Consider the following 25,861-nt stretch of genomic DNA (forward strand, 5'->3'; position numbering starts at 1 on the left):
CGTGGTCCCGGACGTCTCCACCGGTAGCCGCACGTATGGTCTCCTCGCCTATCTCTACGGCCCCGGACGCCGCGACGAGCACACCGACCCGCACCTCGTCGCGGCCTGGATGCCGGAACTCGCCCCCGACCCCGGACGCGACCCGGCCGCCACCCTCAAGCAGCTCACGGACCGACTCGACCTCCCCGTCCTGGCCCTCCCCAAGAACCGTCGCCCTGCCCGGCACGTGTGGCACTGCCCCGTGCGGACAGCGCCCGGTGACCGTCACCTCAGCGACACCGAGTGGGCCGAAGTCGCTCGCCGCATCGTCCACGCCACCGGCATCGCCGAGTACGGCGACGACAAGGCGTGCCGGTGGATTGCCGTGCGCCACGCCGACGACCACATCCACATCGTCGCCACTCTCAAACGCGAAGACGGCCGTAGCCCTCGCCGCCACCAGGACGGCATCCGTGCCCAGGCCGAGTGCCGCAAGATCGAAAAGGAGTGGGGTCTGCAGATCCTCAACGAGGGCGATGGCACTGCCGCCCAGCGCCCCACCAGCGCCGAGCGCGCCAAGGCCGAACGCACGGGACGCCCCGAACCGGCCCGCGAGACCCTCCGTGAACATGTACGGCAGGCCCTGGCCGGGGCCACCGACGAAGCCGAGTTCTTCCGGCGTCTCACCGAGGCCGGCCTTCGCCTAGACGTACGCCGCGCCCCCTCCGGCGACGCCCTCGGATACAAGGTTGCCCTCCCTGGCGACCGCAACCGCGACGGCCAGCCCATCTGGTTTCCGGGCTCCCGCCTCGCTCCCGATCTCTCCCTCCCGCAGATCCGCCGTCGCCTCCAGGACGGGCCGACGGAAGACGAAGCGCTATCTGCGGTACGCCCCGTCGAGCGCCCGGCCCGCGCTCGCCGAACGGCCACGCATGCCGCCGAGCAGTCGGTCACCCAACTCGCCGTCGGCGACGACGCGGTCGTCGCGGCACAGCTCGTCGGCATCGGAGAACTCCTCGACGCCGTCGCCCAGACCGCGCCTGCCTCCAGCCGCAGGGAACTCACCGAGGCTGCCCGCGCTTTCGAACGTGCCACCCGCTCCCACGTTCGCGCCGAACACGCCGAACACCGTGCTCTGCGTTCCGCCGCACGCGGCATCGTCCGCGCCGGTAACGCCCTGGGGAAAGGCGAAGACGGCGGCACCACCGCGATGCTCCTGTCCACGCTGACCCTCGCCACGATCGCGGCCATCCGCTGGCACTCCGCCCGCGGACATGCCCAGCAGGCAGCCGCTGCTCGGCAGGCCGCAGAGCACCTGCGCATCGCCTACCGCACCACCTCGACCACTCCCATGGCCACGATGCGGGAACAGGGCCGGCAACTCCCTGAGACCCAGCGAGACCGCTATGCCCACACCGTCGAAGACGCCCTGCCCGAACGGGCCCGGCGCCTTCAGCAGGAACCTGGCTGGGACGCGCTCACCGCCACGCTCGCCCAGGCCGAACAAGCCGGACACGCCCCCGAACGAATGCTCCAGCGGGCCATCGAGTGGCGGGAGTTGGAGACGGCGGACAACGTCTCCGACGTACTCGTGTGGCGTCTGCGCCGCATCGCCGACCTGCCCGCCGTGCCAGGGCCGAGCCGCACGGCGACGACACGTCGCGCACCGCGAGTACGACCGCGCACTCCTCAGGACCCGACGTGGACGCTGACGGTGCAGCCCGACCCGAACAACCCTCGTCGCCCCGGGCATCGCTCGTGACGGCACCGCAAAGGGGTGGACACCTTCAGGCGGCACCTGTTACGGCTGGTCAACAAGAGAACGAGGAGGATGAAGCCCCATGCTCAGTGAGGACGTTCGGACCCCCAGAACCCTTCCGCCGGCCAGCACCGGGCACGACGACCCCTTGCAGCGTCTGCAGCAGGAGCCGCAGCTCGGCGACGGCGTCATCCGCCTGCGCGCGACCACCCACCCCGAAGAGATCCGCATCACGGGCATCCCCGTGATGTGCTCCAGCTGCGGCGCGCGCCGCGACTGGATGGTCATCTGCGACCGCAGCACGATCCGCATCCGCTGCCGCTGCGCCTACGAATGGATCGAGCCCGAACTGAGCCGCGCGGACTACGAAGCCATGATCGACGCTGGAGGCCGCGACCACCCGAGCCTGGAGGCCGCTGCGCAGGCCATGGGCTACGACGGCGCCCTCGCCGGCACCTACTTCACCGACCCACGTCCCGCGTAGGCGCACCGTATTCGGAGGCTTTCACCTTGGCCTGGCTGCCCGGTTCCTTGGAGGGCACCGTGACGCTGGACCCCCATGCGAGGAGCGCGGCGGCGAGGGAGGCCAGGGAGAGCCCCGCGAACAGGGCCGGGTAGCCACCCAAGGTCTCGGCCAGACTTGCTCCGGCCCAGGGCGCGATCGCCGCCGCGACCGTCGCGGGTGCGGCCAACAAACCAGAGAGCGTGCCGTAGTGCGTGGCGCCCCAGCGGTCGGTGACGGCGGTGGCCTGGAGGAGGGTGAGGTTGCCGCGGACCATGCCGGCGGCGACGGCCAGCACGACGAGGAGCGGAATGGGGCCGGGGACGAGGCCCAGCGCGAGGGTAGTGGCCCCGCCGGCGGTGATCAGGAGCACGGTGCGGGTGGCCGTCGTGGTGCGTCGGGCGAGGCTCGCGTACAGGCTGCGGCCCAACGTCTGGCCCGCGCCGCCAAGGCCCAGTGCCCATGCGGCGGTTGTCGCGCTCGCGCCGCGTTCGGTCAGGAGTGGTACGAGGCCGATGACGACCGCGTAGACCGCGAAGCCGGAGAGGGTGAAGGCTGCCGCGAGGAGGAGTAAGGGGCGTGTCCGGGCGACCGTGTCGCTGCTGTTCTCGGCTCCCGAATGGACAGAGGGTTCGGGTGCCGGTGGCCATGGGGCGCGTAGGGCGAGGGCGTGGGCGGGGATGGTGATCAGGGCGAGGAGTACGGCCAGGACCGCGTACGTGGTGCGCCAGGTGAAGTGGTCGGCGAGGGCTGCAGTGATGGGCGCGAAGACGGTGGACGCCAGGCCGCCGGCCAGGGTGATGACGGTCAGGGCACGGACGCGCTGCGGGCCCCACCAGCGGGTCACTGCGGCGAAGGCGGGCTGATAGAAGGTGGCGGCCATGGCGATGCCGGCCAGGAACCAAGCGGCGTAGAAGACAGCCAGGTTGGGTGCGGCGGCGATCGCGACGACCGAGACCACCGCGAGGGCTGAGCCGAACGTCATGACCTTGTGTGGGCCGCGTCGGTCGAGGGCGCGGCCGATCGGTATGCCGGTGACGGCGGAGACGAGCAGGGCCATGGAGAAGGCGCCGGTGGTGGCGGACGTCGACCAGCCAGTGTCGGCCGTGATGCGGGAGTTCAGTACCGGGAAGGCGTAGTAGACGATGCCCCAGCTGGTGATCTGGGTGGCGCACAGGGCGGGCAGGACGGCGCGGGGCCGCGACGACCGGTCATCCGGTTCGGCGGCCCCGCCAGCGTAAAGATTCGTCATCGTGCGGGTCAGCAACAGCCGCTGCTGAGCTCGACCCCCGCTGCATCACTCGGTCCGGCGCAACAGGTGCTCTGGGGCTGCTTGGTGAGGGTGTCGGCGTCGGCCTTGACGACGTACACCTCCCAGGGTTCCTGGCCGGGGCCGTGGACCCAGACCTTGTCCTGGAGGGCGTAGCAGCAGGTGGTGTCGTTCTCCACCGCCGTGTCGAGTCCTTGGTCGGCGAGGCGGGCGGTAGCTGCGTGTACGGCTTCGGAGGAAGCGACTTCTACGCCGAGGTGGTCCATGCGTGTGTCCTGCCCGGCCTCGCCCTGGACGAGGACGAGCTTGAGCGGGGGTTCGGCGATGGCGAAGTTGGCGTAGCCCTCGCGGAGCTTGGCCGGTTCGGTGTTGAAGAGCTTGCTGTAGAAGGCGATCGAGGCGTCGAGGTCGGGCACGCGCAGAGCCAGTTGCACACGGGACATGGTGGTCCTCCTGTCGTGATGGGTGGCGCGGGCGTGGTGCGCGTCAGCAGCAGCCGCCGGAGGTGGGGGTCTGGGAGGTTCCGGGGGCGCCGAGCTGGATCAGGGCGGGGGCCGGGGCGCAGCAGCCGCCGCCATCGCCCTCCTGGGCGTCGGGGGTGTCAAAGAGGCCGGCGCCGCCGCACACTCCGGTCTCGGGGAGGGTGAGCTCGACGCGGTCGGCGGACTCCTCGTCCCCGGCGAGGGCGGCGGCGACCGAGCGGACCTGCTCGTAGCCGGTCATGGCGAGGAAGGTGGGGGCGCGGCCGTAGGACTTCATGCCGACCAGGTAGATGCCCTGTTCGGGGTGGGACAGTTCGCGGTGGCCGTGCGGGTAGACGGTGCCGCAGGAGTGCTGGTTGGGGTCGATGAGCGGGGCCAGCTCGACCGGGGCCTGCAGGCGCTCGTCGAGGCCGAGGCGGAGTTCGTCGAGGAAGGACAGGTCGGGGCGGAAGCCGGTCAGCACGATGACCGCGTCGACCGGGTCGAGGCGGCGTCCGTCCTCGGCGACCAGGACCAGGCGGCCCTCCGCGTCCCGCTCGATGGCGTCGGTGCGGAAGCCGGTGACCGCGTCGGCGTGGCCGTCGTCGACGGCGGCCTTCGCCGCAAGGCCGAGAGCGCCGCGCGCGGGCAGCTGATCGGCCTCGCCGCCGCCGAACGTGGAGCCGGAAATGCCGCGCCGCAGGATCCACACGCCCTTGGTGTCAGTGCCGTCGTCGGACTTGGCGAGGTCGGCCAGGTAGGCGAGGGCGGTGAAGGCGGAGGCGCCGGAGCCGATGACCGCGGTGCGCTTGCCCGCGTAACGGGCGCGTACGGCAGGGTCCTTGAGGTAGGGCACGCGGTACGTGATGCGGTCCGAGGCGGCGCGCTCGCCGAGCGCGGGAAGACCGCTGCCGCCCGCTGGGGACGGGGTGGCCCAGGTGCCCGAGGCGTCGATGATGGCGCGGGCGAAGATCCGCTCCTCGTGGCCGCCGGCGTGGGTGACGTGGACGACGAAGGGCTGGGTCTCACGGGCGGCGTCGACGATGCGGTCGCGGCCGGAGCGGGAGACGCCGGTGACGGAGGCGCCGGTACGGACCTTGTCGCCGAGGGCGTCGGCGAGCGGCTGCAGGTAGGCGTCTGCCCAGTCGCCGCCGGAGGGGTAGGTGTCCGGGTCGGGGCGGGTCCAGCCGGTGGGGGCGAGCAGCTTCTCGGCAGCCGGGTCGAGGACCTCGCCCCAGGTGGAGAAGAGGCGAACGTGCGCCCACTCGCGCACAGCGGCAGCGGCCACAGGCCCGGCCTCCAGGACGAGGGGCGCGAGCCCTTGCTCGACGAGGTGCGCGGCGGCGGCCAGACCGATGGGGCCCGCTCCGATGACGACGACGGGGAGGTCCTCGGTGCGGCTGGTGGCAGGTGCGGTCATTGCGGCGACCCTCCGGAGCTTGTTTCGATTGCTGTCGATACAGAGGAGCTTGCCTCGTGCATCGACAAGTGTCAACATAGACGCATGTCGAATTCTCAGATGGTGGAGCTGACGGTCGTGGAGCCGGACGCCCAGGCGGCGGAGTCAGTGGTGCCGTGCTGCCCGCCGATCACGGCGGGCGAGCTGTCGGTGGCCGACGCCGAGAAGATGGCCGCGATGTTCAAGGCGCTGTCGGACCCGGTGCGGCTGCGCCTGTTCTCCAAGGTGGCCTCGCACGCGGGCGGCGAGGCGTGCGTGTGCGACATCTCCGACGTCGGCGTCTCGCAGCCGACCGTCTCCCACCACCTGAAGAAGCTCAAGGATGCGGGACTGCTCACCTCCGAGCGGCGCGGTACGTGGGTCTACTACAGCGTCGCGCCTTCGGTGGTGGCGGCGATGTCGGCCATGCTCGATCTGCGCGGCTAGCTCCCGGCGAAGGGTGGTTCAGGTGCCACAGTCGGGCGGGCAGCAGCGCGCCAAGTACGACTGAAGATCGGCGAGGCGCCGGCTCGTGGTGGCGCCGTCGGCGCGGTAGTAGACCTGTTTGCCTTCGCGCCGGGAGGTGACCAGGCCGCCGCGCCGCAGCAGGCTCAGGTGCTCCGAGGTCGTCGACGACCTGAGGCCGCAGCGTTCCGCGATCTCTCCGACGGTGAATTCGACGTTCCCGGCGAACTGCAGCATCACGCGCTGACGGGTCTCGCTCGCCAGCGCCTTGAGGAAGTCCGCGGTCGCGGCGTCCATCGCCTGGGCCGCCTTCTGCCCGTCGTTTCCCTCGGCCACTCGCGATCACCTACGCCCTTCATTTCGTTATTTCCCGAATCGACGACACGACTTAGGAAAGGTCACTCTCTCATGGAGCACACTGACCTGATCATCATCGGTGCAGGCCAGGCGGGCCTGGCCACTGCCGCTCTGGCCCGCCGGTACGGCTTCGGCCGCCCCCTGCTCCTGGAGGCGGCTGCCGAGCCGGCCGGCTCCTGGCCGGACTACTACGACAGCCTCACGCTCTTCTCTCCCGCCCGGTACTCGGCGCTGCCCGGCCTGCCCTTCCCCGGCGATCCCGACCGGTACCCCACCCGCGACGAGGTCGTCGACTACCTGCGCCGGTACGCCGCCCGTCTCGACGCCGACGTGCGCACCCGCACTCGCGTCACCTCCGTGCGCCGCGAAGGCGGAGCGTGGATCGTCACCGCCGAGGACGGCACGTCCTGGTCGGCGCGCACCGTGATCGCCGCGACCGGGAACTACACCACCCCTAACATGCCTGTGCTGCCCGGCCAGGACGCGTTCACCGGCCGCGTGCTGCACGCCGCCGAGTACCGGGGGCCCGAGCCGTTCGACGGGCAGCGGGTCGTCGTGGTCGGCGGCGGCAACTCCGCGGTGCAGATCGCCGCTGAACTCGGAGCCGTCGCCGAGGTATCCCTGGCCACGCGGCGCCCGCTGGGCTGGATGCCGCAGACCATCCTCGGCCGGGACCTGCACTGGTGGCTCAAGTACACGCGCCTTGACGTCGCGCCCATCCGGCGGTGGTTGGAGAAGCTGCCCGTTTCCGTGCTCGATGACGGCCGCTATCGAGCCGCTCTGGACCGGCACGGTGTGGACCAGCGCTCGATGTTCGCGCGGTACGAGGCCGACGGCGTGGTCTGGGACGACGGCGCGAAGGAACGGGTGGACGCCGTGCTGCTGGCTACGGGGTAACAACTCGCCTTCCCCTACCTCGAAGGCACCGGCGCCCTGGACCACGACGGGCAGCCGTTGCACCGGGGCGGGGTCGCCTCCGGCTTGCCGGGACTCGGGTTCGTCGGCATCGAGTTCCAGCGCAGCTTCTCGTCCAAGACGCTGCGCGGGGTGGGACGGGACGCGGGGTACGTGCTGGCGCGCCTGCGCCGATGACGGTCCGCAGAGGCGCCGGCGTCCGGGGATTGTCAGTGGGGCGCGGCACCATGGACGCGTGAACATTGATATCCCTTGGGCCCGCGCCGAGTTGGCGCAGTTCCTTGCACTGACCGAGCTGTACCGTCCGCCCGATCCGCCAGGCGTCGTGAACTTCACCAGCAGGTTGAGCAACCGCGGCAAGAACTCCGAGATCAACGCCAGTGCCCATGTGGTCGAGCAGATCCTCGACCGCGTCCTGCCTCGCTGGCGTACCGAAGTTCCTGACGACCGCAACAAGGACGTGAATCGCTGGTACCAGCACCGCGATGCCGCGCAGCGCGCCGATGCAGCCCTGCAACGGGACGCGGAAGTCCGTGAGCGTCTCGGCGATGATGCCCCTCAGCTCAGCGCCTCGACCTTGCACCCGTGGGTGTGGAGTGGTGCCCGGTCCTTGTGGCAGAGCGGGCACTACCGCGAAGCGGTAACGGCCGCAGCAAGGAAGGTGAACGCGGAGGCGCAGAACAAGGTCGGTCGCCGGGACGCGAGTGAAACCGCCTTGTTCCAGAGCGTGTTCTCCAAGGACGACCCCAAACCGGGGCAGCCGCGCCTGCGACTCAGGGCAGACGACGGCAGCGACACCTTCCGCAGTGTTCAGCGCGGAGCCGCCGCCTTCGCCGAGGGGTGCTTCGCGGGCATCCGCAATCCCAACAGCCACGAGGACGGGCTGCCGGAACTGCCGGAGAACGAGGCACTGGAGCAACTCGCGGCGTTCAGTGTGCTGGCCCGTTGGGTGGATGCCGCCACTCTCGCGACGTGAGGGGGTGCCGAGCTCGATCAGCGCAGGAGGCCGGCGATCTCCCGGGCGGCGTCCCGAGCGGGTCGTCCTACGCCAATCAGGGTGGCGGAGGCGGGGCCGGTCCAGTCGCCGTAGCCGAGCAGGTGCAGGCGGGGCTCGTCGGCCGCGCGGGTGCCCTCCGTGGCGATGTGGCCGCGGGGGCCCCGGAGGTGGAGCGGACCGAGATGGGAGAGGGCGGGCCTGAAGCCGGTGCACCAGATGATCGCGTCGGCTTCGGCGCGGGTCCCGTCGGCCCAGACCACGCCGCCTCGCTCCAGGCGGTCGAACATGGGGGACGCCTTGAGTAGTCCCGCATCCCGTGCCGCCCGCACGGGCGGGACCGCCACGATGTCGCCGAGGGAGGCGACGCCTCCGGTGTCGGTGCGGCCCGCGTCCAGGGCGCGGTGTCGGGCGGTGGCCGCGTCGAACAGGGCCCGCCCATCGATGTCGTCGGCAAGGAAGCGAGCCGGGCGCTGGGTGACCCAGGTCAGCTCGGTGTCGTAGGCGAGGTCGGCGGCGATCTGGGCGCCGGAGTTGCCGCCGCCGACGACCACGACGCGCTGGCCGGCGAATTCGGCCGGGCTGCGGTAGTCCACGGTGTGCAGCTGACGGCCGCCGAAGTCGGTCCGTCCGGCGATCGCGGGCAGGAACGGCCGCCACCATGTTCCCGTCGCCGAGACCACAGCCCGCGCCCGCCACGTACCGCTGTCGGACTCGACCCGCAGATGGGCTCCGTCGCGGTGCACGCCGTGGACTCGAACCGGCCGTGCGACGGGAAGCTCGTACCGCTGCTCGTATTCGGTGAGGTACTCCACCACGTGCCGGGCGTCCGGATAGACCTCGCCCACCTGCACCGGCATCGGCCGCCCCGGCAGCGAGGAGAACGCCGCCGGGGAGAACAGGTGGAGCGAGTCCCAGGTGTGCAGCCAGGCGCCGCCGGGCGTGGGCTGGGCGTCCAGGATGACGAAGTCCAGGCCCTGGCGGCGCAGGTGGTAACCGGCGGCGAGCCCGGCCTGGCCGCCGCCGATCACCACCACATCGACGCACTCCTGGGTCATGCGGCCGTCGCTGCCGTAGCGCACTTGGTGCAGCGCACCGTTCGGGCGACTGCCTCTTGGGGAGCCCCGACCACGGGACCGCGTCGGACGCTTCGGTCCGTCACCCGCGCATGTTCTTCGCACACGGCGGCGCCGCAGTCGTGGCACACGCCGACGGCGGTCGCCACGGTTCCTTGCGCGTGACAGTCGAGGCAGTGCATCAGCTCTCCTTGGCGGTTGTCGTGAGCTGGGTCGGGGCGAAGTTCTTGCGCCAGGCCAGTGCCACGTAGACGAGTCCGATCAGGACCGGGACCTCGATCAGCGGGCCGACGACCCCGGCCAGCGCCTGCCCGGACGTCACGCCGAAGGTGGCGATGGCGACGGCGATGGCCAGCTCGAAGTTGTTGCCCGCCGCCGTGAACGCGAGCGTGGTGGTGCGCTCGTAGGAGAGGCCGATGGCCTTGCCCAGCAGGAAGCTGCCGAAGAACATCACCGCGAAGTAGACCAGCAGCGGCAGCGCGATCCGGACGACGTCCAGCGGCTGCGAGGTGATTGCGTCACCCTGGAGCGCGAAGAGGATGACGATCGTGAAGAGCAGCCCGTACAGGGCCCACGGGCCGATCTTCGGGAGGAAGTTGGACTCGTACTTCTCCCGGCCCATCTTCTTCTCGCCGACGCGGCGGGTGAGGTAGCCGGCGACCAGCGGGATGCCGAGGAAGACGATCACGTTCAGGGCGACGTGCCAGACCGGGACGTCGAGCCCCTGGCCGTTACCGAGGCCGAGCCACTGCGGCAGCAGGTCGAGGTAGAACCAGCCGAGCAGGCTGAAGGCGATCACCTGGAAGACGGAGTTGAGCGCGACCAGGACCGCCGCGGCCTCGCGGTCGCCGCACGCGAGGTCGTTCCAGATGATGACCATGGCGATGCAGCGGGCCAGACCGACGATGATCAATCCGGTGCGGTACTCCGGCAGGTCCGGGAGGAAGATCCATGCCAGTGCGAACATCACCGCCGGGCCGACGATCCAGTTGATGACCAGCGATGAGACCATGAGCGTCTTGTCGCCGGTGACCGTGTCGAGCTTGTCGTAGCGGACCTTCGCGAGGACCGGGTACATCATCACGAGCAGGCCGATAGCGATCGGCAGTGAGATGCCGCCGATCTCGACCTTCGCCAGCGCGTCGCCCAGGCCGGGGATCAGACGGCCGAGGCCGAGGCCGACCCCCATGGCGAGCAGGATCCATACGGCGAGGTAGCGGTCGAGTGTCGACAGCTTCGCGACGATCGAGGATTCCTCGGTGGTCGCGGTGACGGGTGCGTCGGTGCGGGTCACGGGCAGGCCCTCTTGTTGTCGGCGGCGGTGCGGGCGGACTCGGCCAGTTCGGCGAACTGGCCGGCGAGCTGGGCGATGACGTCCGGGCGCAGCTTGTAGTACGTGAAGCGGCCGCACGGCTCCGTATCCACGACCCCCGCCTCGCGCAGGACTCTCAGGTGGTTGGAGAGGTTCGTCTGGCGTGCGCCGGTCTCCTCCACCAGGTGGGTGGTGCACAGCGTCTCGCGGGCGAGCAGGGTCACGATCTGGAGCCTGAGCGGGTCGGCCAGCACCCGGATCAGGTCAGTGTCGACTGACGTCATCATGGACTGATACTCTCACATCAGTGGCTGCTGATGCCACCGGGTGCTGATATCAGTCGGCCCTGACTTCGCCGTTCGGCGGCGCTCACGAGATCAAGAGAGACCTCTGATGTCCGACAAGCCCTCTGTGCTCTTCGTCTGTGTCCACAACGCCGGCCGTTCCCAGATGGCCGCCGCCTGGCTGACCCACCTGGCCGGAGACCGTGTCGAAGTTCGCTCGGCCGGTTCGAACCCCGGCAAGGAAGTGAACCCTGCCGCCGTCGAGGCCATGGCCGAGGTCGGCATCGACATCTCCGCCGAGACCCCGAAGATCCTGACTGTCGACGCGGTCAAGGAGTCGGACGTCTGCATCACCATGGGCTGCGGCGACACCTGCCCCGTCTTCCCCGGCAAGCGCTACCTCGACTGGAAGCTGGAGGACCCGGCGGGCCAGGGTGTGCAGGCCGTACGTCCGATCCGGGACGAGATCAAGGTTCTCGTCGAGGGCCTGATCGCCGAGATCGCCCCGGAGCCGGAGGCATGACCGCCACGTCGCCTGCCGCCGCCGACGACGGCATACGCAACGTCATCATCATCGGCTCCGGACCGGCCGGGTATACGGCCGCCCTGTACACGGCCCGTGCCAACCTCAAGCCGCTGCTCTTCGGCAGCTCGATCTTCGTTGGCGGTTCACTGACCACGACGACCGAGGTGGAGAACTTCCCCGGCTTTCCCGAGGGGGTGGACGGCCCCGTCCTCATGGACAGCATGAGGACGCAGGCCGAGAGGTTCGGCGCCGAGATGCTGGACGACGATGTCGTCGAGGTCGACCTGACCGGCTCCGTCAAGACAGTCACAGACAGCGCGGGCACCGTGCACCGGGCGAAGACGGTGATCATCGCGACCGGCTCCGGCTACCGCAAGCTCGGCCTGCCCAAGGAGGACACCCTCTCCGGGCGGGGCGTGTCCTGGTGCGCGACGTGCGACGGCTTCTTCTTCCGCGACCGCGACATCGTGGTCGTCGGCGGCGGCGACACTGCCATGGAAGAGGCCACCTTCCTCACCCGCTTCGCCCGCTCGGTGACCATCGTGCACCGCCGCTCCACCCTGCGTGCCTCGCAGGTCATGCAGAACCGGGCGTTCTCCGACGACAAGATCTCTTTCGCCTTCGACAGCGAGATCGCCGAACTCCACGAGGAGAACAGCATGCTGAGCGGGCTGACCCTGCGCGACACCTTTGAGGGCAGTACCCGCAAGGTTGACGCGACGGGACTGTTCATCGCGATCGGGCACGACCCGCGCACAGAACTGTTCACCGGACAGCTGGAGTTGGACGCCGAGGGCTATCTGAAGGTGGATGCACCCTCGACGCGTACGAACATCCCGGGAGTCTTTGGTGCGGGCGACGTAGTCGACCACACCTACCGTCAGGCGATCACGGCGGCCGGTTCGGGGTGTGCCGCTGCCCTGGATGCCGAGCGGTACCTGGCCGGCCTCGCAGACAGTGAGAAGGCGCTCGCCGCGGTTACTGCGTGACGGCGCCGCCTGTCCGGCACAGATTCCCGCTGTGGTGCTTGTGCCGGGCAGTGTTGCTATCGGACGGGGTGGGCGACGATCAGACGGCCGGGTCCAGGATCGCCCGAACTGCCTTCAGACCGTCCTCAGCGCGTGAGGATCTGCCCGTGGCTCGCTGTGGGACCGAGCAGATCAGGGCGCCCTTTACGCCCGGCGGCATGGGTTCCGTGGCGAGCGTGTTGAGGGGCGAGGAGTTGCTCGACCGGATCGGCGATCGGCTCACGAGGTCCCCGCTCGTACGGTGCTTCACGCCAGGGACCAGCCGAGTTGTGCGCGGACATCCGGGGGCAGCACGTCCTCTTGGCCGTCCTCGGCGATGTACACGGCTCCATTGCCGAGCGCCTGGCGGTCTTCGGCAAGGCGACCGATGCGGTGAACGTACGGCCAGTCCGGATTGACGGCGAGGTACACGGGGAGGTCCGGGTCCAGGGTCTGGAGCTGGTGGAGCAGTTGTCCGACGGTGATGATCTTCGGCAAGGGGGCCTCCGAGGCAGGGGAGCCGACGTGGGCGGGGCGTAGCCGTGGTTCGAAGATTCCTTCGTTGACCTGCGGTTCTTCGACGCGGTCGTACGTTGACATGGTCGAGCGGCAGGTCTCCAGTCATCTGCGGCAGTGCCCGTCTGCCGTGGGCGAACTGGGCCCATTGCTGGGGCTAATGCCGCCGTGCCGCAGGGGGAATGAAACGGTCGCCCCGAGGGCTGTGCCCGAGGCGACCGGTGGCGGAGGAGAAGTAGTTGCGAGACGACGAGAAGACCGCCTACAACGAGGCTGTTGATGATGCCGTTGCGGGTTCACTGGGGCGGACCCGCATGGCGGATGGCCGTCGTGTCGAACTGAGCGTCGAGGAGCTGGCGATGGCCGTAGGCGTGAAGAAGTCGCCGTCGAGGTGGGACGAGGGTATGGACGACCCCGCGACTCAAGGTCCTGTTCAGCGCTGACGGCGGGAACGGCCATGATCAGCAGTGGAGTCCGTGTTCGTCGTTGGCGCCTTCGCTGTGGCGAGCTGCGGCACGTAGGGCCTGCGGTCCAAGGCGGCCCGTACAAGCGGAGCCGTCGGCGACGGCTCCGCTAGGCGTACGTTCACCAGGGCGCGATGGGGCTCGGGGATCTCCTCGACGCGGCGCACGACGGCGTTGCCGCTGGTGAGGGCAGCTGCGGCTGCGGCACGTAGGTGCGGCAGTGTGAACGCGCTGAAGTAGGCCCGCCAGGTGGAGGCCACGCGCGGGTCCGCGCCGGCGGCGACCCGCCACATGGACCTCGGCGGGGAGAGCAGTTCGTCGTATTCGTGGATCCAGTGGGTGCGGGTACGTACTCCGGCATGCCCGTCTGGGGAGAAGCTCCAGTAGGGTCCACTGCCGCGTACGAGCTGCCAGTTGTGGCGACGGAACACCCCCTCGTGGCCGTCGCCGATGTAGTGGGGTCCGCCGCTGAAGTAGTCGCGGAAGTTGCTCGGCAGGCTGCGCACGAGTGTGTCGGCGAAGCCGGCGACGACCTCCTGCGGGGTGTTCCGGTCGAAGGTGGTGATCCAGTCGGGAACGCCGAGAGGATCCTCGGCGTACGTGATCGTCCAGCCGCCGTAGTGACTCGCCTCGGTGTTGGCGATCCGGACGCGCTGGCAGGGGCTGGTGAAGTAGGTGTCGGTGCCGAACGCGATGCTCTTCGTCCAGCCGGGCGCGAAGTTGAGGACGTCGAGGACCGGAGCGGTGGAGCCGGGCCCGGCGAGGTAGAGCGGGGCCACGAGGACCTCGGTGCCGGGGGAGAGCGCGGCGAGATCGACTGCGGGCATGGGCAGTGCTCCGAAGGGGGAGACGGTTCAGCGGGCGCGGCGGGAGCGCGCGGCCGAGGTGGACGCGGGCTCGACGGCAGCGGTGGGGCGCGACGGCTGCACTCCGTTGCGTGGAGAGCGGGACCGGGCTACCTGGGCTCGGCGCTGGTGCGCCGGCGCGGTCGCCGTCCGCTCGCGTTCCAGACGGAGCGCGGCCAAGCGGTAGGCGGCATGGTCCTGGCGCTCGCCGACGGCCAGCAAGTAGATCTCGCGCCGGTGCTGAGAAGTGGCGGGGGCGTCACGGAACTGGATGACCATCCGCCACCGGGTCTGCGGATCGACGTAGACCTTGTGACAGCCCGCCAGTTCTCGGGTGAGCGCCGCGCCGCGTTCGTTGCCGTGGACCAGGTGCTGCAGCTCCAGGAGTGCCAGATCGCGGACGCTCTCCGGGACGTTGCGCAGATCGGCCAGGGCCTCGGGGTGCGCGGCGAACGCGTAGCGGGCGGCCTTCACCGGGCACCTCCGCGCGTCCGCGCCGCAGCGGGCGGCGGCGTTCGGGGCGTGCCGACAGCAGATGGCGGAACGGCCAGTGGGGCGGGCGGCTTGGCCGTCGATCGGGCACGAGCGGCCTGTGCCCGGTGGGTCGAACTGGCATCTGGCGTCGGAGCGAGCGGGAGCGGAGTGGCGCGGGTCATGGCCCAGTCGTCGGCCGCTTCCGCCGTCGCGAACGTGCCCTCGCGCACGGTGTACGTCTGGAAGTACTTGTCGGTCTCTTCGAGGAAGAGCCGGTACGGGGCGGACGCCGAGTCGGGATGGTGGTCGTACACGAGCGTGCGAGTCTCGACGCCGAAGTCGAAGGTGCACGGGTTGTCGGTGAAGTCGTCGAGGACCTCGTACCGGCCGTCCGGGTTCGTGCGCAGTTGGTCTTCCAGGCGGGAGGTGAGGGCATCTGCGGGCCGGGGCCCGTGGTTACGGGTTGCCAGGGTGGCTTCCGGTGGGCAGCCCTGCCGGATCAGCCAGTTCTGGGCCAGGGGCACTACCGGGGCGCGCTCGACCTCGAAGGCGAACGTGCGCTGCTCGGTGTCCCGGGCGATGTGCAGGGTTACGAACTCGGCCTGCCCGGGAACGTCCCAGATGGCGGCCCGGTCGTAGAACAGAAAGTAGCTGTCGCGGCCGTCGGCGCTGTGGTGGTCGGCCATCGGCACGAACATGTCGTCCGAGAGCGTGACCCGGATGAAGTCGTCCTCGATGGTCTCTGTCGCGGCCTGGAAGCCGGCGAGCCGGTAGTCGTGTTCCAGGCTCTCGTAGAGGTCGTCCATGTCAGGCCACCAGGTCCACTTCGGGCGTGGCCAGCAACCGGTGGTTGGGGCGCGCAGAACTGGTGGTGCAAGCACCGAACGGGTCATCAGGAGCCCGGAGGTGGAACAGGGTGGGGTCGAGGTGGTCGCGGTGCCACGTCGACGGGCCGGTCAGGCCGGCTTCGATGTCGGTGAGCTGCTGCCAGGCCAGCCACAGAGCGTGCAGGCGGGCGACGGCTTCGGAGTGTTCCTTCCACTGTTGGCACCATGGCCGTGAGGTGCTGACCTCGCGGCCGTAGACCGGCATCAGCAGGTGGTGGACCCAGTTGGCCAGCGCGGCGAGTTCCTCTTCGTACGCCTTGCCTTCGAGCGCCAGGATGAAGATCGACGTCGGTATCTCCTGTGGAGTGCCAGGTTCGGCAGACGCGTTCGGACCTGCCGGACCTGGCACGCCGCTCGGGTCGATACCTTCGGACTCGGTGTCCGCCCCAGTGGACGGCTCATCGGTGAGTCGGGCAAGCGTCTCGCCCTGCTTGCGGCTCTCCGACACCAGCCGGGCGACTGTGGACACCAGATCGTCCAGATCGTGGTCCGCCACGCGTATCGGCTCGTTCTCCTGAGCGGGTTCAGCCATCGCTACCCCTTGGCGAGTTCGGGTGTTCGGGGTGGAGATGGTCCGGAGGAATCCGGGTTTGGCCCGGCCGGAGAACGGGTGTAGAAGCCGCCGTTCACCTGGGCCGATGGTGCCGACAGGCGCCGAGTTGGGGAGTCAGGAGTCGCAACGCGTGTGCGGCCTGCTGAGGTACAACTCCGTTGCCCAGCGCTGCGAGTTGAGCCGGACAGCCCAGCCCGGGGGTGGCAGTCACCCACCCCTGTGCAAGCCCCTGCATCCACTCCACAAACAGCGGGCTGAGCTGACCCGCTGCGTCGGTGGGGCGGGGTGCCGGACGCGTGGCCCGCTCCCAGCGGGCGATGGCCGCCGCGTACGGTCCCCAGCTCTGGGACCCTCCGGCCCGAACAAGGTGGGCGTCGCTGCCGGACATGCTCCGTACCCGTGTGTCGAGCGGGGCTTGGCCGTACGAGTGGAGGGCCTGATCGTGGTGCCCCGCAGGGAAGCCGCAGCCGGTGGCAGGGTCAAGTCCCCATTCCCATGGCGTTGATTCGGAGAGCACTTCGCCCCGTCGGATGCTTTCGGGGTGGGCAGTAGCCATTCCACCTCGTCGGCCAGGTTCGGGCCGTGGCCGCCTTGTTTCCGCTTCGTTGGGTGCTGACTGCCGCCGTTCGTCGCCAAGTTGCTGGTCGGTGTCTTCAGCAGCGGCGTCTCGCTCGGTGGGCCAGGCGGTGAGGAAGACCCGCTCGCGGCGATGCGGGGCGCCGACGTCGGAGGCGCGAAGCACGCACCAGCGCGCATCGAACCCGAGGTCGGCCAGGGAGCCAAGTACGGCGCCGAGTGCGCGCACAGCAGGCTGGCCTGCGGTGTCTCCCAGACACCACGGGCAGGGTTCCACGTCGCCAGGGGAACCGGCGGGGGAGGTGAGGAGTCCCCGGACATTCTCGATGACCACCAGACATGGCTTGAGGGCTTCGATGGCGCGGACCACGTAGAGCCACAGGCCGGACCGGTTGCCATCAACCAATCCGGCGCGACGGCCTGCGACGGAGACGTCTTTGACAGGGAAAACCTGCCGTCAGGACGCACACCCTCGGGACTTCCGCCCAGTTCACGGATGTGATGTCGCCCAGGTTCGGGACGGTGGGCCAGTGCCGGGCAAGGATCCGGGCCGGGCCCGGATCGATCTCGGCGTGCCAGGCGAAGGTGCCGCCGAGGACGGCCTGGACGCCGAGGTCCAGGCCGCCGTACCCGGAGCACAAACTGCCGATCGGCGGCGCCGAGCCATTGATGGAGAGTTCAGCGGCCACGACGCGGCTCCGGCAGATACGCGAGGCGCAGCGGCGAGGCTGGGGCGGGCGCGCTCGCCGCCGGCACCCGGTAGATGGAGTTCCTGGGCCGCGCCGAGCGGCTGAGCGCGGCCAGGGTGCGTGGCGGGGTGCCATCGAGGCGGTCCGCCGAACCGCGCAGAGAGTCGGCGGCCTCCTTGAGATTGAGCTGGACGAGCTCGAGGCGTTCCTGGACGACATCGAACGAGGCGCGTCGCCCGTCGCGCAGATTGGCGTTGTCGGGGTACTCGGCATAGCGCCGTAGGAACCCGATCTGGTTGAACGCCTCGGTGTGGTGCTCCACGGCCCGGCCGGCCGGAACCAATGCCTCGGTGTAGGCCCACATGACCGGGCCGAGGTCGAGCCCTGGATCGGAGTCGGTGTCGAGGAAGAGGACCTCGTCCGAGATGTTCCCGATCAACTCGGTCAGCGAGGACAGCCGGCGAGCCGCCGCACTCGGGGTTGGCGGACTGGCCGGAGCCGAGGGCACCTCGAAGTGGGGGAGCAGCCGCTCGAACTCGTGGGCAGCTCCGTACAGTTCCTGCTTCGCCAGAGCGGCGCGGCCGGTGTCATCGGTCATGACGGACTCCGGTAGGAGGGGCGGGCCGCTGGCGGCGCTGGGGACATGAGGGAGGCCGGAGGTTGGGCGCCGGGGTGGTGGGGCCGGCTGCGGGAGCGAGCCGCCTCGGTCTGTGCCGACCGTGGGGCGGCGTGGGGGCTGGAGCGGGGTAGACCTGGTTCGGCGCCGCTCGCAATGCGCTGACGTCGGCGTACGTCATCGAGTGGACGGAGCGCATGAAGCGCGTATCCGATCAACTGGCCCGGGGCCAGGGCCTCTTGCCCAGCAAGCTCGCGCACGTGGCGGGCCGCGGTTGCCGCCGTGCGGACGAGGGAGGTGGTGACGACCTGCTCGCCGTAGTGTTCGGCGGCGCCGCCACCGGCCAGGGGGTCGCAGATGCGTCGGACCTGCTCGGCATTGAGCGAGCCGTCGGCCAGCGCGCCGCGCCGCTGGGTCTCCCACAGCACGGTCAGCTGATCTATGGGCTCGCCGCGATGGTGCAGTGCCCCGAGTGCACGGTAGATCTGTTGATGCCCCGGGTCGGCGAAGTCGTCGGGGCGGAGCCATCGCACCAGATCCAGCAGTTGCTCGGAGCGAGCGGCAAGGCACCCCAGGAGAAGCTCCTCGTCGGCCAGGACTTGATCCGCCACTGGTTCCGGAGGAACGCCCAGAGGTGCGTACGCATCGGGTGGTTGTGCCGTACGCGGCTCGGTGCCCCAGACGCGGGCCAGGTCCGCGAGGACGTCGGACAGCACTTGGGCGTGGTGCACCGTCTCGTCGAGGGTCCCGCTATGGAGATCCGCGAGCGCGGCCTGATGCAGTCGGTCGGCGTGCTGGGCCACGCTGCGGTGGATGGCGCCCTCCAGCACCATGCGGCCGTAGAGCGGGGCATGGTCGGGGCGCGGGCATGCCGAGATCAAGAGGTGCGGATACACCGAGGTGAGCCCCAGGGTGTGACGGCTCGCCTCCTGCACGGTGTCAGTGACCCAGGCCAGCGGTACCGGGCCATCGACATCCGCGGTCGTCGCAGGGTGCCCCTCGGCCCGCAGCTTGAGCATCGCGGCGTACAGCGCCGCGTGCGCCGGGCGGTCGAAGTGCTCCGGTCGGAGCCAGTCCGAGAGAGGGCCGAGCTGCCCGGGATCAAGGAACAGCGCGCCCAGGACGGCCTGCTCAGCCTGGACGAGCGGGGTCACGAGCGCGCCTTGCGCGGCTTCGTCCGCGTGGCTCGGAGCGCGGCGACAGCCTGGTCGGCGGCGGCCAAGTCGGCCGCGAAACGGTCGAGTTCACCTGTGAAGGCTGGATCCGTGGCGAGGAGCGTGCCGGAGAGGCTGACCATCCACCAGTGGGCTCCACGTCGGACGATCGGGGTTCCGGCGAGGCGCTCGGAGCGGCGTACGGAAGCCCAGGGCGGTTGAGAGTGGGACATGGCGGTACCTCAAGAACAAGCGGGGGCCGGATGGGACGGGTGCGGAGCACGGGGTCTGGCCCTCCTTGCGTGGAACATCGGCGGTGTCATGCTGCCGGGCCGAGGTCGTCGCGGCGCAGGGACTTGGCCAGTGCGCGCTCGGTGATGGCGGCGGTCTCCTTGGCGGAAGCGGCGCCGAGGAGATCGGCGTTCGGCTCGCGGTACCAGGGCTTGAGGTCGAGCAGCGCGGGGCGGATGCCAGTGGCGAGCAGCAACGCCGAGCCCTTGGGCAGAGCGCGGATCGCGTCGGCGGGCAGCACGCGCTCCTGGCGCATGGAGACCGACGTCGACTTGCCCGACTCGCTGGTGGACACCGATACCGTGCGGACGTCGTGGTCACCGACGAGCCGGGAGAGCTTGTCGGCGAAGTCGGCGTCGTCGATGCCGGACCCGACGAGTTTGATCGTGGCGGCGGACCAGAGGGCGTCCATGCCGGCCTCGCCCCACACCCGTACGCCCTGGCGGTAGGACTGCAGGATCGTGACCGGGATGACGCCCCGGCTGCCGAGGTGCGAGTACAGGTCCGGAAGGTCGGCGATCTTGCACACGTTGGCGGCCTCGTCGAGGATCGCCAGCAGCGGGGCGTCGAGCCGCCCGCCGTCGCGCTCGGCCTGGATGACGGCCGCGCGCATCACCGCGTCGGCGGCGGCAGCGATGATCGCCGAGGCCGACCCGCCGCCGTCCTTGGACAGTAGGAACAGGGTGTCCTTGCTGGTGGCGAATGCCTCGGGTGTGAACTCCCGTACCTTCGCCAGGCCGTTGGGCGGGGTGACCCAGGCCGCGATCGCGGGGTCGAGGAGGCAGCTCGCGTACTGCCGGGCCGTCTCGAAGATGCCGTCGCGGGTCTCGACGGCACCGGCTACGGTGCCCTGCAACTGGGCGGCGACCGCGTCGAGGCCGGCGTCCTGCAGCAGGTCGATGGGGGTGCGGTCGGCAGGCGAGGCGAGCCAGGCCAGTACGTCGGTGATGGGGCGGCGGTCGCGGGCGGCGGCGAGGAAGAGCGCGGTGAGAGTGTTCGCGGCGGCGGTGGACCAGAAGTCGCCGGCGCTCGACTCATTGACGGATGCGGTCACGAAGTGGCCTGCCAAGCGACGGGCCCCGGTGAGATCGCGGGCGTCGGCGAGGATGTCCCACCACATCTCCTGGGAGGCGTGGGCGATTTGCTGCGGGTCGAACGTCCACACCGTGCCGACCTCGGTGCGAGCGGCGGCCGTCGCGGTGAATGCGTCTCGGGCGGCCTTGTTGCTGGTCAGCAGTACGGGGCCGGGCGCGCGCAGGATCGCGGGAACCGCAAGACCGGACGTCTTCCCGGACCGGGGCGCCATGATCGCGACGATCACGTCCTCCCACGAGGAGCGGACCTCGCGCGCCCCCGACGGCAAGGTGCCGAGCAGGACACCACGGTCGTCCGGTGCGACCTGTTTGGGCTTGGCACCCTGCAGGCTCGGGCGGAGGTCGATCGCCTTGGCGGCGATCTTCTTCGGCAGCAGATCGGCGAGATCCCGCTGGTCGGCCAGCCCGCTTGAGCGGCCGCGAAGCCGCGACCACGCCTTCAGGCCAAGCAGCGTGGCGGCCAGGAGCACGAGCGCGGGCAGGACGTAACACCCGACGATCACGGAGGGCCGGGCGAGATGGGGCCAGACCTGATCGGGGTGCAGCAGCGATTCTGTCGGGCGGTATGCGGCCCAGTGGTCGGAGCCGACGACGGCGTTCGCGAGATTGCCGAAGAACCAGGCCAGGTTCCCGCCGCCGATACCGAGCGCCGCGACGGCGATCAGCAGATACAGGAGGCCGTCGGTGCCGGTGGTGGTCGAGGGCGTGGTGGTGCGTGAAGGAGACAAGGCGCGGTCCCATGACGTGCTGAGGGGCGGAGGGAGAACTGGGGCCGGCGGGCCGTTCTGGTGATCATGAGAGGGACTTCCGCGTGGTTGGGGTGTGCGGTCAGCGGGTGCGGTCGGGCCGCTGCTCGGTCGGGAGGGTGCGTGCAGGAGGGTCCGTTGGGGTCTCTGTTGTCTGGGCGCGCCGCGGTGTGGCGGTGGCGAAGTAGCCCGCCACCTTCTGGCGCCAACTCGGAGCAGGGGAGGGCGGAGTGGGGCCCAGGTCGCGCAGGTCGTCACCGACTCCGTCGAGGTAGTCGCCCAGGGAGCGGATCTTCTCGGCTGCGCTCTCCAGACGCATGGCCACGTGGGCGGCGTCCGTGCTGGGCACCGCGTCAGCCTGCTCGGCTGCGTGGTCGAAGAACTCGCCGAGACGGATCAGCACCCCGTCCTGCGGATCAAGAACGTGCTCGGTCACCTCGGCCGCTGCCGAATACGTCCCGACTTCGTTGAGCTGGTCGATCAGCGAGAGGATCTGGTGGCCGTAAGTGCGCTGACCTTGCGGATCGGACGGCGTGGTGACGGGGCCGACGAGCAGGTCCTTGCCCAGGTCCACGTCATAGCCGACGGCGGTGAGCATCCGGGCGGCGTGGCTGGCCATCTGATTCTCGCGCTCCTCGCCCATGTCCCAGGGCAGGCGGTACCAGAAGGAACGAATGGACTGCTCGTACTGGAAGCCTGCGCGCTTGAGCAGGGTGTGGGCGAGTTCGTCGCCTCCTTCAGCGATGACGTTGCCGGTCGTCTCGCGGGCGATGATGATCTCGGGAGGTGTGGACATGCGGGGCTCCGGTTCAGTTGTTGCCGGGGGTTAGCGCGCGCGAGCCGGTCGTGGCAGCGGTGCGGCAGAGCGGTGTTCGACTGCGGGTGCTGGGAGCCGTGGCGGTGAGGCAACGGCGCGCGCCGGGGACATGGCCGTGGCGGCTTGGGCCCGGGCTGGGGCAGCGGCCGACTGCTCGGTGGGCGAAGCCGCTGTCCGTTTCCACTCAGGTCGGTCGAGAAGGTCGTGGGATGCCGACAGATGTGGGCCGGGCTGAGAGTCATAGGCGGCATCGGAGGTGACGCTGTACTGCGCGGCCCGTAGCGACTGCACCGCCTGCCTGCCGCGCCGTAGCGGATCCCGGTGGGGCTCGGTCAGCGCGTACAGATCGCTGTCGGGCAGGCGCTCGAAGCCGACGCGCCCGAGCATGTGGGCGGCGACAGGGTTGTCGTGGGAGGTCGCCGCTACGACGCCGTAGTGGGCGTGGTGGCCGATGGTGATGTGCGGGTGTGTGTCCGCCACGAAGATGCACCTCGCAGAGGTCGGGGCCGTACAGGGGAGATGAGGGTGCGGGCTGAAGGCGGATTTGGTGGTGCCGGAGGTCTGCGCTAGTCAGCGCGAGCGCGGGGGCGTGTCGCCGCGGAACAGCCGGGTCGCGGCCGGGCGGACCGAGGAAGATTCGAGTGCCGCGTTGATGTGCTGGAGCGCGTGCGGAGACCAGGCGCGTGCCGCTTCGGGCCGCTGCGGCCCTCGATGCGGTGAAGTTGGTTCAGCCGCCAACGCCCTTTCAGCCTGGGTGATTTCGGTGAGCACGTCGGCGTGCTCGAACCAGGTGAGGGCGTAGTGCCAGCCTTCGGCGTTGCGCAGCGCGATGGCTCGCTGCCAGGTCTCCTGGTAGTGGGGGTGCTCGGGAACCAGGACCTCGGCGACGAACTCGGACTCGCCCTGGACCCGCGTGCCGCCCTTCAGAGCGTCGCGCAGGACCCGGAGCCGATACGCCCAACGTGCGGCCACCCGCTCGTCGGGACCAAGGTGCGGGAGGGACGCCTCGGCGTGCGCGAGTAGCGGAGGGCCTTGGCGGAGATAGGGCTCGAACTGCGCCCACATCTCGGCATCCCGCTGCTGTTGGCGCAGGCCGTAGCGGTCATCGAGTGGCCAGCCCTCCCCGTCGCAGAGGCTGTCCGAGACTGCGTCCCACTCGGCCAGGGCCCGCTCTCCAGCGGCGGTGGCTGTGGCCAGTCGATTGGTGCGGGCCGGATGCACGGCGCGCTTACGGACCTGCGCGGTGACCGACGCCGGGCGGCCGAGGTCGACGTCATCGATGACCACCTGATGGTCGGCGACTTCGGTGTAGAGCTGTTCGAGGGCTTGCTGGACGGCGTCCGACTGCGACGTGCCCAAGGTGTACTTGTATTCGGGGTGCCCCGTGGAGAACCCGGCGTCGAGGAGCAGATCCTGCGCTTCTTCCTGGTCATCGTCGGACACGGTGGCGGTCAGACCCAGGTGACTATGGGGGCTGAGCGTGATCCAGGCGGGTTCAGTCATGGTGGGTCCCGGCGGCGCGCGTGGCGAGCACCCGATCGCCCAGGCGGTGAGCCTCGTGCCGAGCACCGAAGGGGCCGGTGGCCAGAGGGATGTGCCGGTCGGCGGCGGACACAGTGGTGGCGTCGAGGTAGAACCGGGCCAAGCGTCCTACGGTGCGGTGCAGGGAGGCGTACGCAGACATGGGGATGCCTTCCGTGGAGGAGTCGTTCGAAGGCGCGGGGCTCGGAGGGCGCGCGGGCCCCTCGCCGGTGGCGCGGATTCGGCGTGTCAGGCCGTCATCCGCACGTCGGTGTCGAAGAGTTCGAGCTCGCGAGGATGGAGCAGGTGCTGCGTGATGAAGGAGCGCCCTGCCACCTTCCACAGGCCGCGTCCCTTGGTCAGAGCGGAGACGGCCTGGGTCTCGACGCCGGTCAGGCCCAACAGAGCTGCTGAAGCGGCGAGTTGGTCGGCTTCCTGGCGGTAGATGATGCGGGTGGAGCAGTCGGTGAGCAGGCCCTCGGCCAGGGCGCGCCCCCGGGAGCCGGCGTCGCCTGCGGTCAGCAGGTCGGAGAGGCGGTGGATGATCATCATGTTGGCGATGCCGAGGCCGCGGCTGAGCTTCCACTGGCTCTGCATGCGCTCCAACAGGGCGACGTGCCGCATCACCCGCCACGCCTCGTCGTAGATCACCCAGCGGCGGCCACCGGCGGGGTCGGAGAGCGCGGACTCCATCCAGGCGGAGGCACAGGTCATCGCCAGGACGAGCGCGGTGTCGTCGCCGGCGCCGCCGAGCCGGGACAGGTCGATGGAGAGCATCGGCGCGGCCGGGTCGAAAGCCACGGTGGACGGGGCGTCGAACATCCCCGCCAGGTCGCCGTGTACTAGGCGGCGCAGCGCGTGGGCGAGGTCCTCGGCGGCCTGGCCGAGGCGCCCGGAGAGTTCGCCCAATGCGCCGTCGAGCTGTTCGGGGGAGCCCAGGACGTACGCGATCTGTCCGAGCAGGGGAGTGGCGCCGGTGGTTTCGGCGTGCGTGACGACCTGATCCAGTGCCACGTCGAGGGCCGTGTGCTCCATGGGGTGCAGCTCGCGGCGCAGGACCGTCTTCGCGAGAGAGCCGAGCAGGAGAAGGCGGCGCTTGCGCACCTCGGTGCGCCAGTTGTCCTCGCTGACCCCGGCAGGCCGGGTAGGGGCGTCGAGCGGATTGAGGCGGCCGGGCAGACCGGGCCCGAGCGCGATGGTCTGCCCGCCCAACTCGTGCGCCACGATGGTCCATTCGCCCTTCGGGTCGCACGGCACATAGATGCGGTAGCCGAAGGCGACAGCACGCAGGGCGAGCGACTTGGCGAGGGCGGACTTGCCCATGCCGATGACCCCGGCGAGCAGAATGTTGGGGTTGGTGAACCCGTCGAGCCGTCCGTAGAGGGCGAACGGGTCGTAGGTGAAGGCGGCCTCGGCGTGCACGTCCCGGCCGACGTAGATGCCCTGCGCGCCCAGGCCGCCCTCGGCGAGGAACGGGTAGGCGCCGGCCGCGACCGCGGTGGTCATCCGGTGCGAGGGCAGTTTGAGCTTGCCGCCGCGTGCGGAGGCGTCACCGGGACGTCCGGCGGGCGGATAGGTGGCGCGCAGGTCGGGGTCCAGACCGGGCGCAGTAGGCCGGGATTCGGGCCGACCTGCGTGCCTGGCCTTGCCGCGTGCGACGGCGAACTGGTCCCGGGCGGCGCGGGCGGTGCGCCGGTCCGACTTGCGGGGAACGAACAGCGGGCTGGCGCTGGCGCGGTTGGTGCGAGAGGGCATGGCGGTGGTGCTCCAGGGATTCAGTGGCGGGTGAGGCCGGTGAAGGGGTCGCGCAGATCGGCCGGGGTGTGATCCCGACGGACCCGGGCGGCCAAGGCCAAGTGGCGTTGACAGACGGTGAGGTCGGGAGCGCCTTCTGGCAGCCGTGCGCGACACGTCTCCCGAGCGGGGAGGCGGCCGGTCTTGGAGTGCGGCGCCGCGTGGAAGGCGGCGTGCAGATGGTCGGCTGCCTGCCACAGCCGGATCCGGCAGGCCCTCAGGTGGTCTCCCTCCGCGCCGGCGACTGGCGCGGTTCGTACGGCGTGCGCGTCGAGCACGTCGTACAGGGCGAGCAAGTGGGCGTGCAGGGAGTCCAGTTCGGTCCGTCCGGCTGCGACCTGGGCGACGGGCATGTTGATGGCCCGGTGGAAGTCGAGCGCGGAGGTGGCGAACGGGATGAAGTCCGGAGCCAGTTCGGGCAGGGGCTCGGTCGGCATGGGGTGCCCTTCGGTAGAGCGCGGAAATCGGTGGTGCGGGTG

General features: G+C 70.2%; 32 protein-coding genes. 8 read left to right on the forward strand and 24 right to left on the reverse strand.

What is annotated here, in order from left to right; translation table 11 throughout:
- Nucleotide 1 precedes the first annotated feature (1 nt).
- Together ABII15_RS35975 and ABII15_RS35980 are read left to right on the forward strand one after the other, a co-directional pair.
- Nucleotides 2-1,741 (forward strand): relaxase/mobilization nuclease domain-containing protein, encoded by a 1,740-nt coding sequence (locus tag ABII15_RS35975; protein ID WP_353946475.1) that lies wholly within the window; start codon nt 2-4, stop codon nt 1,739-1,741.
- Between the two features lie 145 nt (nt 1,742-1,886).
- Nucleotides 1,887-2,222: a hypothetical protein gene (locus tag ABII15_RS35980; protein WP_353946476.1), complete on the forward strand. Its 336-nt coding sequence runs from the start codon at nt 1,887-1,889 to the stop codon at nt 2,220-2,222.
- Here ABII15_RS35980 and ABII15_RS35985 read toward each other — a convergent pair.
- Genes ABII15_RS35985 through ABII15_RS35995 form a run of 3 tightly spaced genes read right to left on the reverse strand, consistent with a single transcriptional unit; the run spans nt 2,200 to nt 5,391 of the window.
- Complete coding sequence (locus tag ABII15_RS35985; protein WP_353946477.1) at nt 2,200-3,492, reverse strand: MFS transporter; 1,293 nt, start codon at nt 3,490-3,492, stop codon at nt 2,200-2,202. The two genes, ABII15_RS35980 and ABII15_RS35985, sit on opposite strands and share 23 nt — an antisense overlap.
- A gap of 8 nt (nt 3,493-3,500) precedes the next feature.
- The gene (locus tag ABII15_RS35990; RefSeq protein WP_353946478.1) at nt 3,501-3,953 is read right to left on the reverse strand and encodes an ArsI/CadI family heavy metal resistance metalloenzyme; all 453 of its coding nucleotides are present in this window, start codon (nt 3,951-3,953) and stop codon (nt 3,501-3,503) included.
- Between the two features lie 43 nt (nt 3,954-3,996).
- The gene (locus tag ABII15_RS35995; protein ID WP_353946479.1) at nt 3,997-5,391 is read right to left on the reverse strand and encodes an NAD(P)-binding domain-containing protein; all 1,395 of its coding nucleotides are present in this window, start codon (nt 5,389-5,391) and stop codon (nt 3,997-3,999) included.
- Between the two features lie 84 nt (nt 5,392-5,475).
- Here ABII15_RS35995 and ABII15_RS36000 point away from each other — a divergent pair, with 84 nt between their 5' ends.
- Complete coding sequence (locus tag ABII15_RS36000) at nt 5,476-5,856, forward strand: metalloregulator ArsR/SmtB family transcription factor (RefSeq protein ID WP_353946480.1); 381 nt, start codon at nt 5,476-5,478, stop codon at nt 5,854-5,856.
- An 18-nt stretch (nt 5,857-5,874) separates the two neighbouring features.
- Here ABII15_RS36000 and ABII15_RS36005 read toward each other — a convergent pair whose 3' ends face one another.
- Complete coding sequence (locus ABII15_RS36005) at nt 5,875-6,210, reverse strand: metalloregulator ArsR/SmtB family transcription factor (RefSeq protein ID WP_353946481.1); 336 nt, start codon at nt 6,208-6,210, stop codon at nt 5,875-5,877.
- Nucleotides 6,211-6,282: 72 nt separating this feature from the next.
- Here ABII15_RS36005 and ABII15_RS36010 point away from each other — a divergent pair, with 72 nt between their 5' ends.
- Both ABII15_RS36010 and ABII15_RS36015 read left to right on the forward strand, forming a co-directional pair.
- Nucleotides 6,283-7,128 carry an NAD(P)/FAD-dependent oxidoreductase gene (locus ABII15_RS36010; protein WP_353946482.1) on the forward strand — a complete coding sequence of 282 codons (846 nt, stop codon included), beginning with the start codon at nt 6,283-6,285 and terminating at the stop codon, nt 7,126-7,128.
- A gap of 253 nt (nt 7,129-7,381) precedes the next feature.
- Nucleotides 7,382-8,122: a TIGR02391 family protein gene (locus ABII15_RS36015; RefSeq protein WP_353946483.1), complete on the forward strand. Its 741-nt coding sequence runs from the start codon at nt 7,382-7,384 to the stop codon at nt 8,120-8,122.
- Between the two features lie 17 nt (nt 8,123-8,139).
- Here the strand turns inward: ABII15_RS36015 and ABII15_RS36020 are convergent, their stop codons facing one another.
- Genes ABII15_RS36020 through ABII15_RS36035 form a run of 4 tightly spaced genes read right to left on the reverse strand, consistent with a single transcriptional unit; the run spans nt 8,140 to nt 10,815 of the window.
- Complete coding sequence (locus tag ABII15_RS36020; RefSeq protein WP_353947308.1) at nt 8,140-9,198, reverse strand: ArsO family NAD(P)H-dependent flavin-containing monooxygenase; 1,059 nt, start codon at nt 9,196-9,198, stop codon at nt 8,140-8,142.
- Nucleotides 9,195-9,398 (reverse strand): DUF2180 family protein, encoded by a 204-nt coding sequence (locus ABII15_RS36025; protein WP_353946484.1) that lies wholly within the window; start codon nt 9,396-9,398, stop codon nt 9,195-9,197. The genes ABII15_RS36020 and ABII15_RS36025 overlap by 4 nt, the downstream gene beginning before the upstream one ends.
- Nucleotides 9,398-10,510 carry an ACR3 family arsenite efflux transporter gene (arsB, locus tag ABII15_RS36030; RefSeq protein WP_353946485.1) on the reverse strand — a complete coding sequence of 371 codons (1,113 nt, stop codon included), beginning with the start codon at nt 10,508-10,510 and terminating at the stop codon, nt 9,398-9,400. Before arsB ends, ABII15_RS36025 begins: the two co-directional genes overlap by 1 nt.
- On the reverse strand, nt 10,507-10,815 hold the full coding sequence (locus ABII15_RS36035) for a metalloregulator ArsR/SmtB family transcription factor (RefSeq protein WP_161300421.1): 309 nt from the start codon (nt 10,813-10,815) through the stop codon (nt 10,507-10,509). Before ABII15_RS36035 ends, arsB begins: the two co-directional genes overlap by 4 nt.
- A 106-nt stretch (nt 10,816-10,921) precedes the next feature.
- Here ABII15_RS36035 and ABII15_RS36040 point away from each other — a divergent pair, with 106 nt between their 5' ends.
- On the forward strand, nt 10,922-11,335 hold the full coding sequence (locus ABII15_RS36040; RefSeq protein ID WP_353946486.1) for an arsenate reductase ArsC: 414 nt from the start codon (nt 10,922-10,924) through the stop codon (nt 11,333-11,335).
- Nucleotides 11,332-12,327, forward strand: a complete 996-nt coding sequence (gene trxB, locus ABII15_RS36045; RefSeq protein ID WP_353946487.1) for a thioredoxin-disulfide reductase — start codon at nt 11,332-11,334, stop codon at nt 12,325-12,327. The genes ABII15_RS36040 and trxB overlap by 4 nt, the downstream gene beginning before the upstream one ends.
- Before the next feature lie 285 nt (nt 12,328-12,612).
- On the opposite strand, the gene ABII15_RS36050 is transcribed toward trxB, so the two are convergent.
- Nucleotides 12,613-12,843 carry a hypothetical protein gene (locus tag ABII15_RS36050; RefSeq protein ID WP_353946488.1) on the reverse strand — a complete coding sequence of 77 codons (231 nt, stop codon included), beginning with the start codon at nt 12,841-12,843 and terminating at the stop codon, nt 12,613-12,615.
- 257 nt (nt 12,844-13,100) lie between these two features.
- On the opposite strand from ABII15_RS36050, the gene ABII15_RS36055 reads away from it, so the two are divergent.
- Nucleotides 13,101-13,304: a hypothetical protein gene (locus ABII15_RS36055; RefSeq protein WP_353946489.1), complete on the forward strand. Its 204-nt coding sequence runs from the start codon at nt 13,101-13,103 to the stop codon at nt 13,302-13,304.
- Here ABII15_RS36055 and ABII15_RS36060 read toward each other — a convergent pair.
- The 15 genes from ABII15_RS36060 to ABII15_RS36130 all read right to left on the reverse strand — a co-directional run bounded on the left by ABII15_RS36060 (nt 13,295) and on the right by ABII15_RS36130 (nt 25,819).
- A complete protein-coding gene (locus ABII15_RS36060; protein ID WP_353946490.1) occupies nt 13,295-14,152 on the reverse strand; it encodes a DUF317 domain-containing protein in 858 nt (285 codons plus the stop codon). The genes ABII15_RS36055 and ABII15_RS36060 overlap by 10 nt on opposite strands.
- A gap of 27 nt (nt 14,153-14,179) precedes the next feature.
- Entirely contained in the window at nt 14,180-14,644 is a 465-nt protein-coding gene (locus tag ABII15_RS36065) for a hypothetical protein (RefSeq protein ID WP_353946491.1), read from the reverse strand.
- Nucleotides 14,641-15,450 (reverse strand): hypothetical protein, encoded by an 810-nt coding sequence (locus tag ABII15_RS36070; RefSeq protein ID WP_353946492.1) that lies wholly within the window; start codon nt 15,448-15,450, stop codon nt 14,641-14,643. Before ABII15_RS36070 ends, ABII15_RS36065 begins: the two co-directional genes overlap by 4 nt.
- 1 nt (nt 15,451) lies before the next feature.
- On the reverse strand, nt 15,452-16,063 hold the full coding sequence (locus tag ABII15_RS36075; protein ID WP_353946493.1) for a DUF4913 domain-containing protein: 612 nt from the start codon (nt 16,061-16,063) through the stop codon (nt 15,452-15,454).
- Between the two features lie 94 nt (nt 16,064-16,157).
- Nucleotides 16,158-17,066, reverse strand: a complete 909-nt coding sequence (locus ABII15_RS36080; RefSeq protein WP_353946494.1) for a DNA cytosine methyltransferase — start codon at nt 17,064-17,066, stop codon at nt 16,158-16,160.
- Nucleotides 17,059-17,349 carry a DNA cytosine methyltransferase gene (locus ABII15_RS36085; protein WP_353946495.1) on the reverse strand — a complete coding sequence of 97 codons (291 nt, stop codon included), beginning with the start codon at nt 17,347-17,349 and terminating at the stop codon, nt 17,059-17,061. Before ABII15_RS36085 ends, ABII15_RS36080 begins: the two co-directional genes overlap by 8 nt.
- Nucleotides 17,339-17,947 carry a hypothetical protein gene (locus ABII15_RS36090; RefSeq protein ID WP_353946496.1) on the reverse strand — a complete coding sequence of 203 codons (609 nt, stop codon included), beginning with the start codon at nt 17,945-17,947 and terminating at the stop codon, nt 17,339-17,341. The genes ABII15_RS36085 and ABII15_RS36090 overlap by 11 nt, the downstream gene beginning before the upstream one ends.
- The gene (locus tag ABII15_RS36095) at nt 17,944-19,119 is read right to left on the reverse strand and encodes a DnaB-like helicase N-terminal domain-containing protein (protein ID WP_353946497.1); all 1,176 of its coding nucleotides are present in this window, start codon (nt 19,117-19,119) and stop codon (nt 17,944-17,946) included. The genes ABII15_RS36090 and ABII15_RS36095 overlap by 4 nt, the downstream gene beginning before the upstream one ends.
- The gene (locus ABII15_RS36100) at nt 19,116-19,352 is read right to left on the reverse strand and encodes a hypothetical protein (RefSeq protein WP_353946498.1); all 237 of its coding nucleotides are present in this window, start codon (nt 19,350-19,352) and stop codon (nt 19,116-19,118) included. The genes ABII15_RS36095 and ABII15_RS36100 overlap by 4 nt, the downstream gene beginning before the upstream one ends.
- Before the next feature lie 86 nt (nt 19,353-19,438).
- Nucleotides 19,439-21,232, reverse strand: coding sequence for a TraM recognition domain-containing protein (locus ABII15_RS36105; RefSeq protein WP_353946499.1), 1,794 nt, complete (start codon nt 21,230-21,232; stop codon nt 19,439-19,441).
- Between the two features lie 100 nt (nt 21,233-21,332).
- On the reverse strand, nt 21,333-22,046 hold the full coding sequence (locus tag ABII15_RS36110; RefSeq protein ID WP_353946500.1) for a hypothetical protein: 714 nt from the start codon (nt 22,044-22,046) through the stop codon (nt 21,333-21,335).
- A gap of 591 nt (nt 22,047-22,637) precedes the next feature.
- The gene (locus tag ABII15_RS36115) at nt 22,638-23,570 is read right to left on the reverse strand and encodes a hypothetical protein (protein WP_353946501.1); all 933 of its coding nucleotides are present in this window, start codon (nt 23,568-23,570) and stop codon (nt 22,638-22,640) included.
- Nucleotides 23,563-23,751 (reverse strand): hypothetical protein, encoded by a 189-nt coding sequence (locus ABII15_RS36120; RefSeq protein WP_353946502.1) that lies wholly within the window; start codon nt 23,749-23,751, stop codon nt 23,563-23,565. The genes ABII15_RS36115 and ABII15_RS36120 overlap by 8 nt, the downstream gene beginning before the upstream one ends.
- A gap of 86 nt (nt 23,752-23,837) precedes the next feature.
- Nucleotides 23,838-25,343: an ATP-binding protein gene (locus ABII15_RS36125; RefSeq protein WP_353946503.1), complete on the reverse strand. Its 1,506-nt coding sequence runs from the start codon at nt 25,341-25,343 to the stop codon at nt 23,838-23,840.
- Nucleotides 25,344-25,363: 20 nt separating this feature from the next.
- Entirely contained in the window at nt 25,364-25,819 is a 456-nt protein-coding gene (locus ABII15_RS36130) for a DUF6238 family protein (RefSeq protein ID WP_353946504.1), read from the reverse strand.
- Between the last annotated feature and the right edge of the window lie 42 nt (nt 25,820-25,861).

The sequence above is a fragment of the Streptomyces sp. HUAS MG91 genome (assembly GCF_040529335.1).
GTDB lineage: Bacteria > Actinomycetota > Actinomycetes > Streptomycetales > Streptomycetaceae > Streptomyces > Streptomyces tabacisoli.

Excerpts from the sequence above, each read along its gene's own strand:
- ABII15_RS35985 (WP_353946477.1), bottom strand. The coding sequence starts at position 3,492 with ATGACGAATCTTTACGCTGGCGGGGCCGCCGAACCGGATGACCGGTCG.
- ABII15_RS35990 (WP_353946478.1), bottom strand. The coding sequence starts at position 3,953 with ATGTCCCGTGTGCAACTGGCTCTGCGCGTGCCCGACCTCGACGCCTCG.
- ABII15_RS35995 (WP_353946479.1), bottom strand. The coding sequence starts at position 5,391 with ATGACCGCACCTGCCACCAGCCGCACCGAGGACCTCCCCGTCGTCGTC.
- ABII15_RS36000 (WP_353946480.1), top strand. The coding sequence starts at position 5,476 with ATGTCGAATTCTCAGATGGTGGAGCTGACGGTCGTGGAGCCGGACGCC.
- ABII15_RS36010 (WP_353946482.1), top strand. The coding sequence starts at position 6,283 with ATGGAGCACACTGACCTGATCATCATCGGTGCAGGCCAGGCGGGCCTG.
- ABII15_RS36020 (WP_353947308.1), bottom strand. The coding sequence starts at position 9,198 with ATGACCCAGGAGTGCGTCGATGTGGTGGTGATCGGCGGCGGCCAGGCC.
- ABII15_RS36025 (WP_353946484.1), bottom strand. The coding sequence starts at position 9,398 with ATGCACTGCCTCGACTGTCACGCGCAAGGAACCGTGGCGACCGCCGTC.
- ABII15_RS36035 (WP_161300421.1), bottom strand. The coding sequence starts at position 10,815 with ATGATGACGTCAGTCGACACTGACCTGATCCGGGTGCTGGCCGACCCG.
- ABII15_RS36040 (WP_353946486.1), top strand. The coding sequence starts at position 10,922 with ATGTCCGACAAGCCCTCTGTGCTCTTCGTCTGTGTCCACAACGCCGGC.
- trxB (WP_353946487.1), top strand. The coding sequence starts at position 11,332 with ATGACCGCCACGTCGCCTGCCGCCGCCGACGACGGCATACGCAACGTC.
- ABII15_RS36060 (WP_353946490.1), bottom strand. The coding sequence starts at position 14,152 with ATGCCCGCAGTCGATCTCGCCGCGCTCTCCCCCGGCACCGAGGTCCTC.
- ABII15_RS36070 (WP_353946492.1), bottom strand. The coding sequence starts at position 15,450 with ATGGACGACCTCTACGAGAGCCTGGAACACGACTACCGGCTCGCCGGC.
- ABII15_RS36075 (WP_353946493.1), bottom strand. The coding sequence starts at position 16,063 with ATGGCTGAACCCGCTCAGGAGAACGAGCCGATACGCGTGGCGGACCAC.
- ABII15_RS36090 (WP_353946496.1), bottom strand. The coding sequence starts at position 17,947 with ATGACCGATGACACCGGCCGCGCCGCTCTGGCGAAGCAGGAACTGTAC.
- ABII15_RS36100 (WP_353946498.1), bottom strand. The coding sequence starts at position 19,352 with ATGTCCCACTCTCAACCGCCCTGGGCTTCCGTACGCCGCTCCGAGCGC.
- ABII15_RS36110 (WP_353946500.1), bottom strand. The coding sequence starts at position 22,046 with ATGTCCACACCTCCCGAGATCATCATCGCCCGCGAGACGACCGGCAAC.
- ABII15_RS36115 (WP_353946501.1), bottom strand. The coding sequence starts at position 23,570 with ATGACTGAACCCGCCTGGATCACGCTCAGCCCCCATAGTCACCTGGGT.
- ABII15_RS36120 (WP_353946502.1), bottom strand. The coding sequence starts at position 23,751 with ATGTCTGCGTACGCCTCCCTGCACCGCACCGTAGGACGCTTGGCCCGG.
- ABII15_RS36125 (WP_353946503.1), bottom strand. The coding sequence starts at position 25,343 with ATGCCCTCTCGCACCAACCGCGCCAGCGCCAGCCCGCTGTTCGTTCCC.
- ABII15_RS36130 (WP_353946504.1), bottom strand. The coding sequence starts at position 25,819 with ATGCCGACCGAGCCCCTGCCCGAACTGGCTCCGGACTTCATCCCGTTC.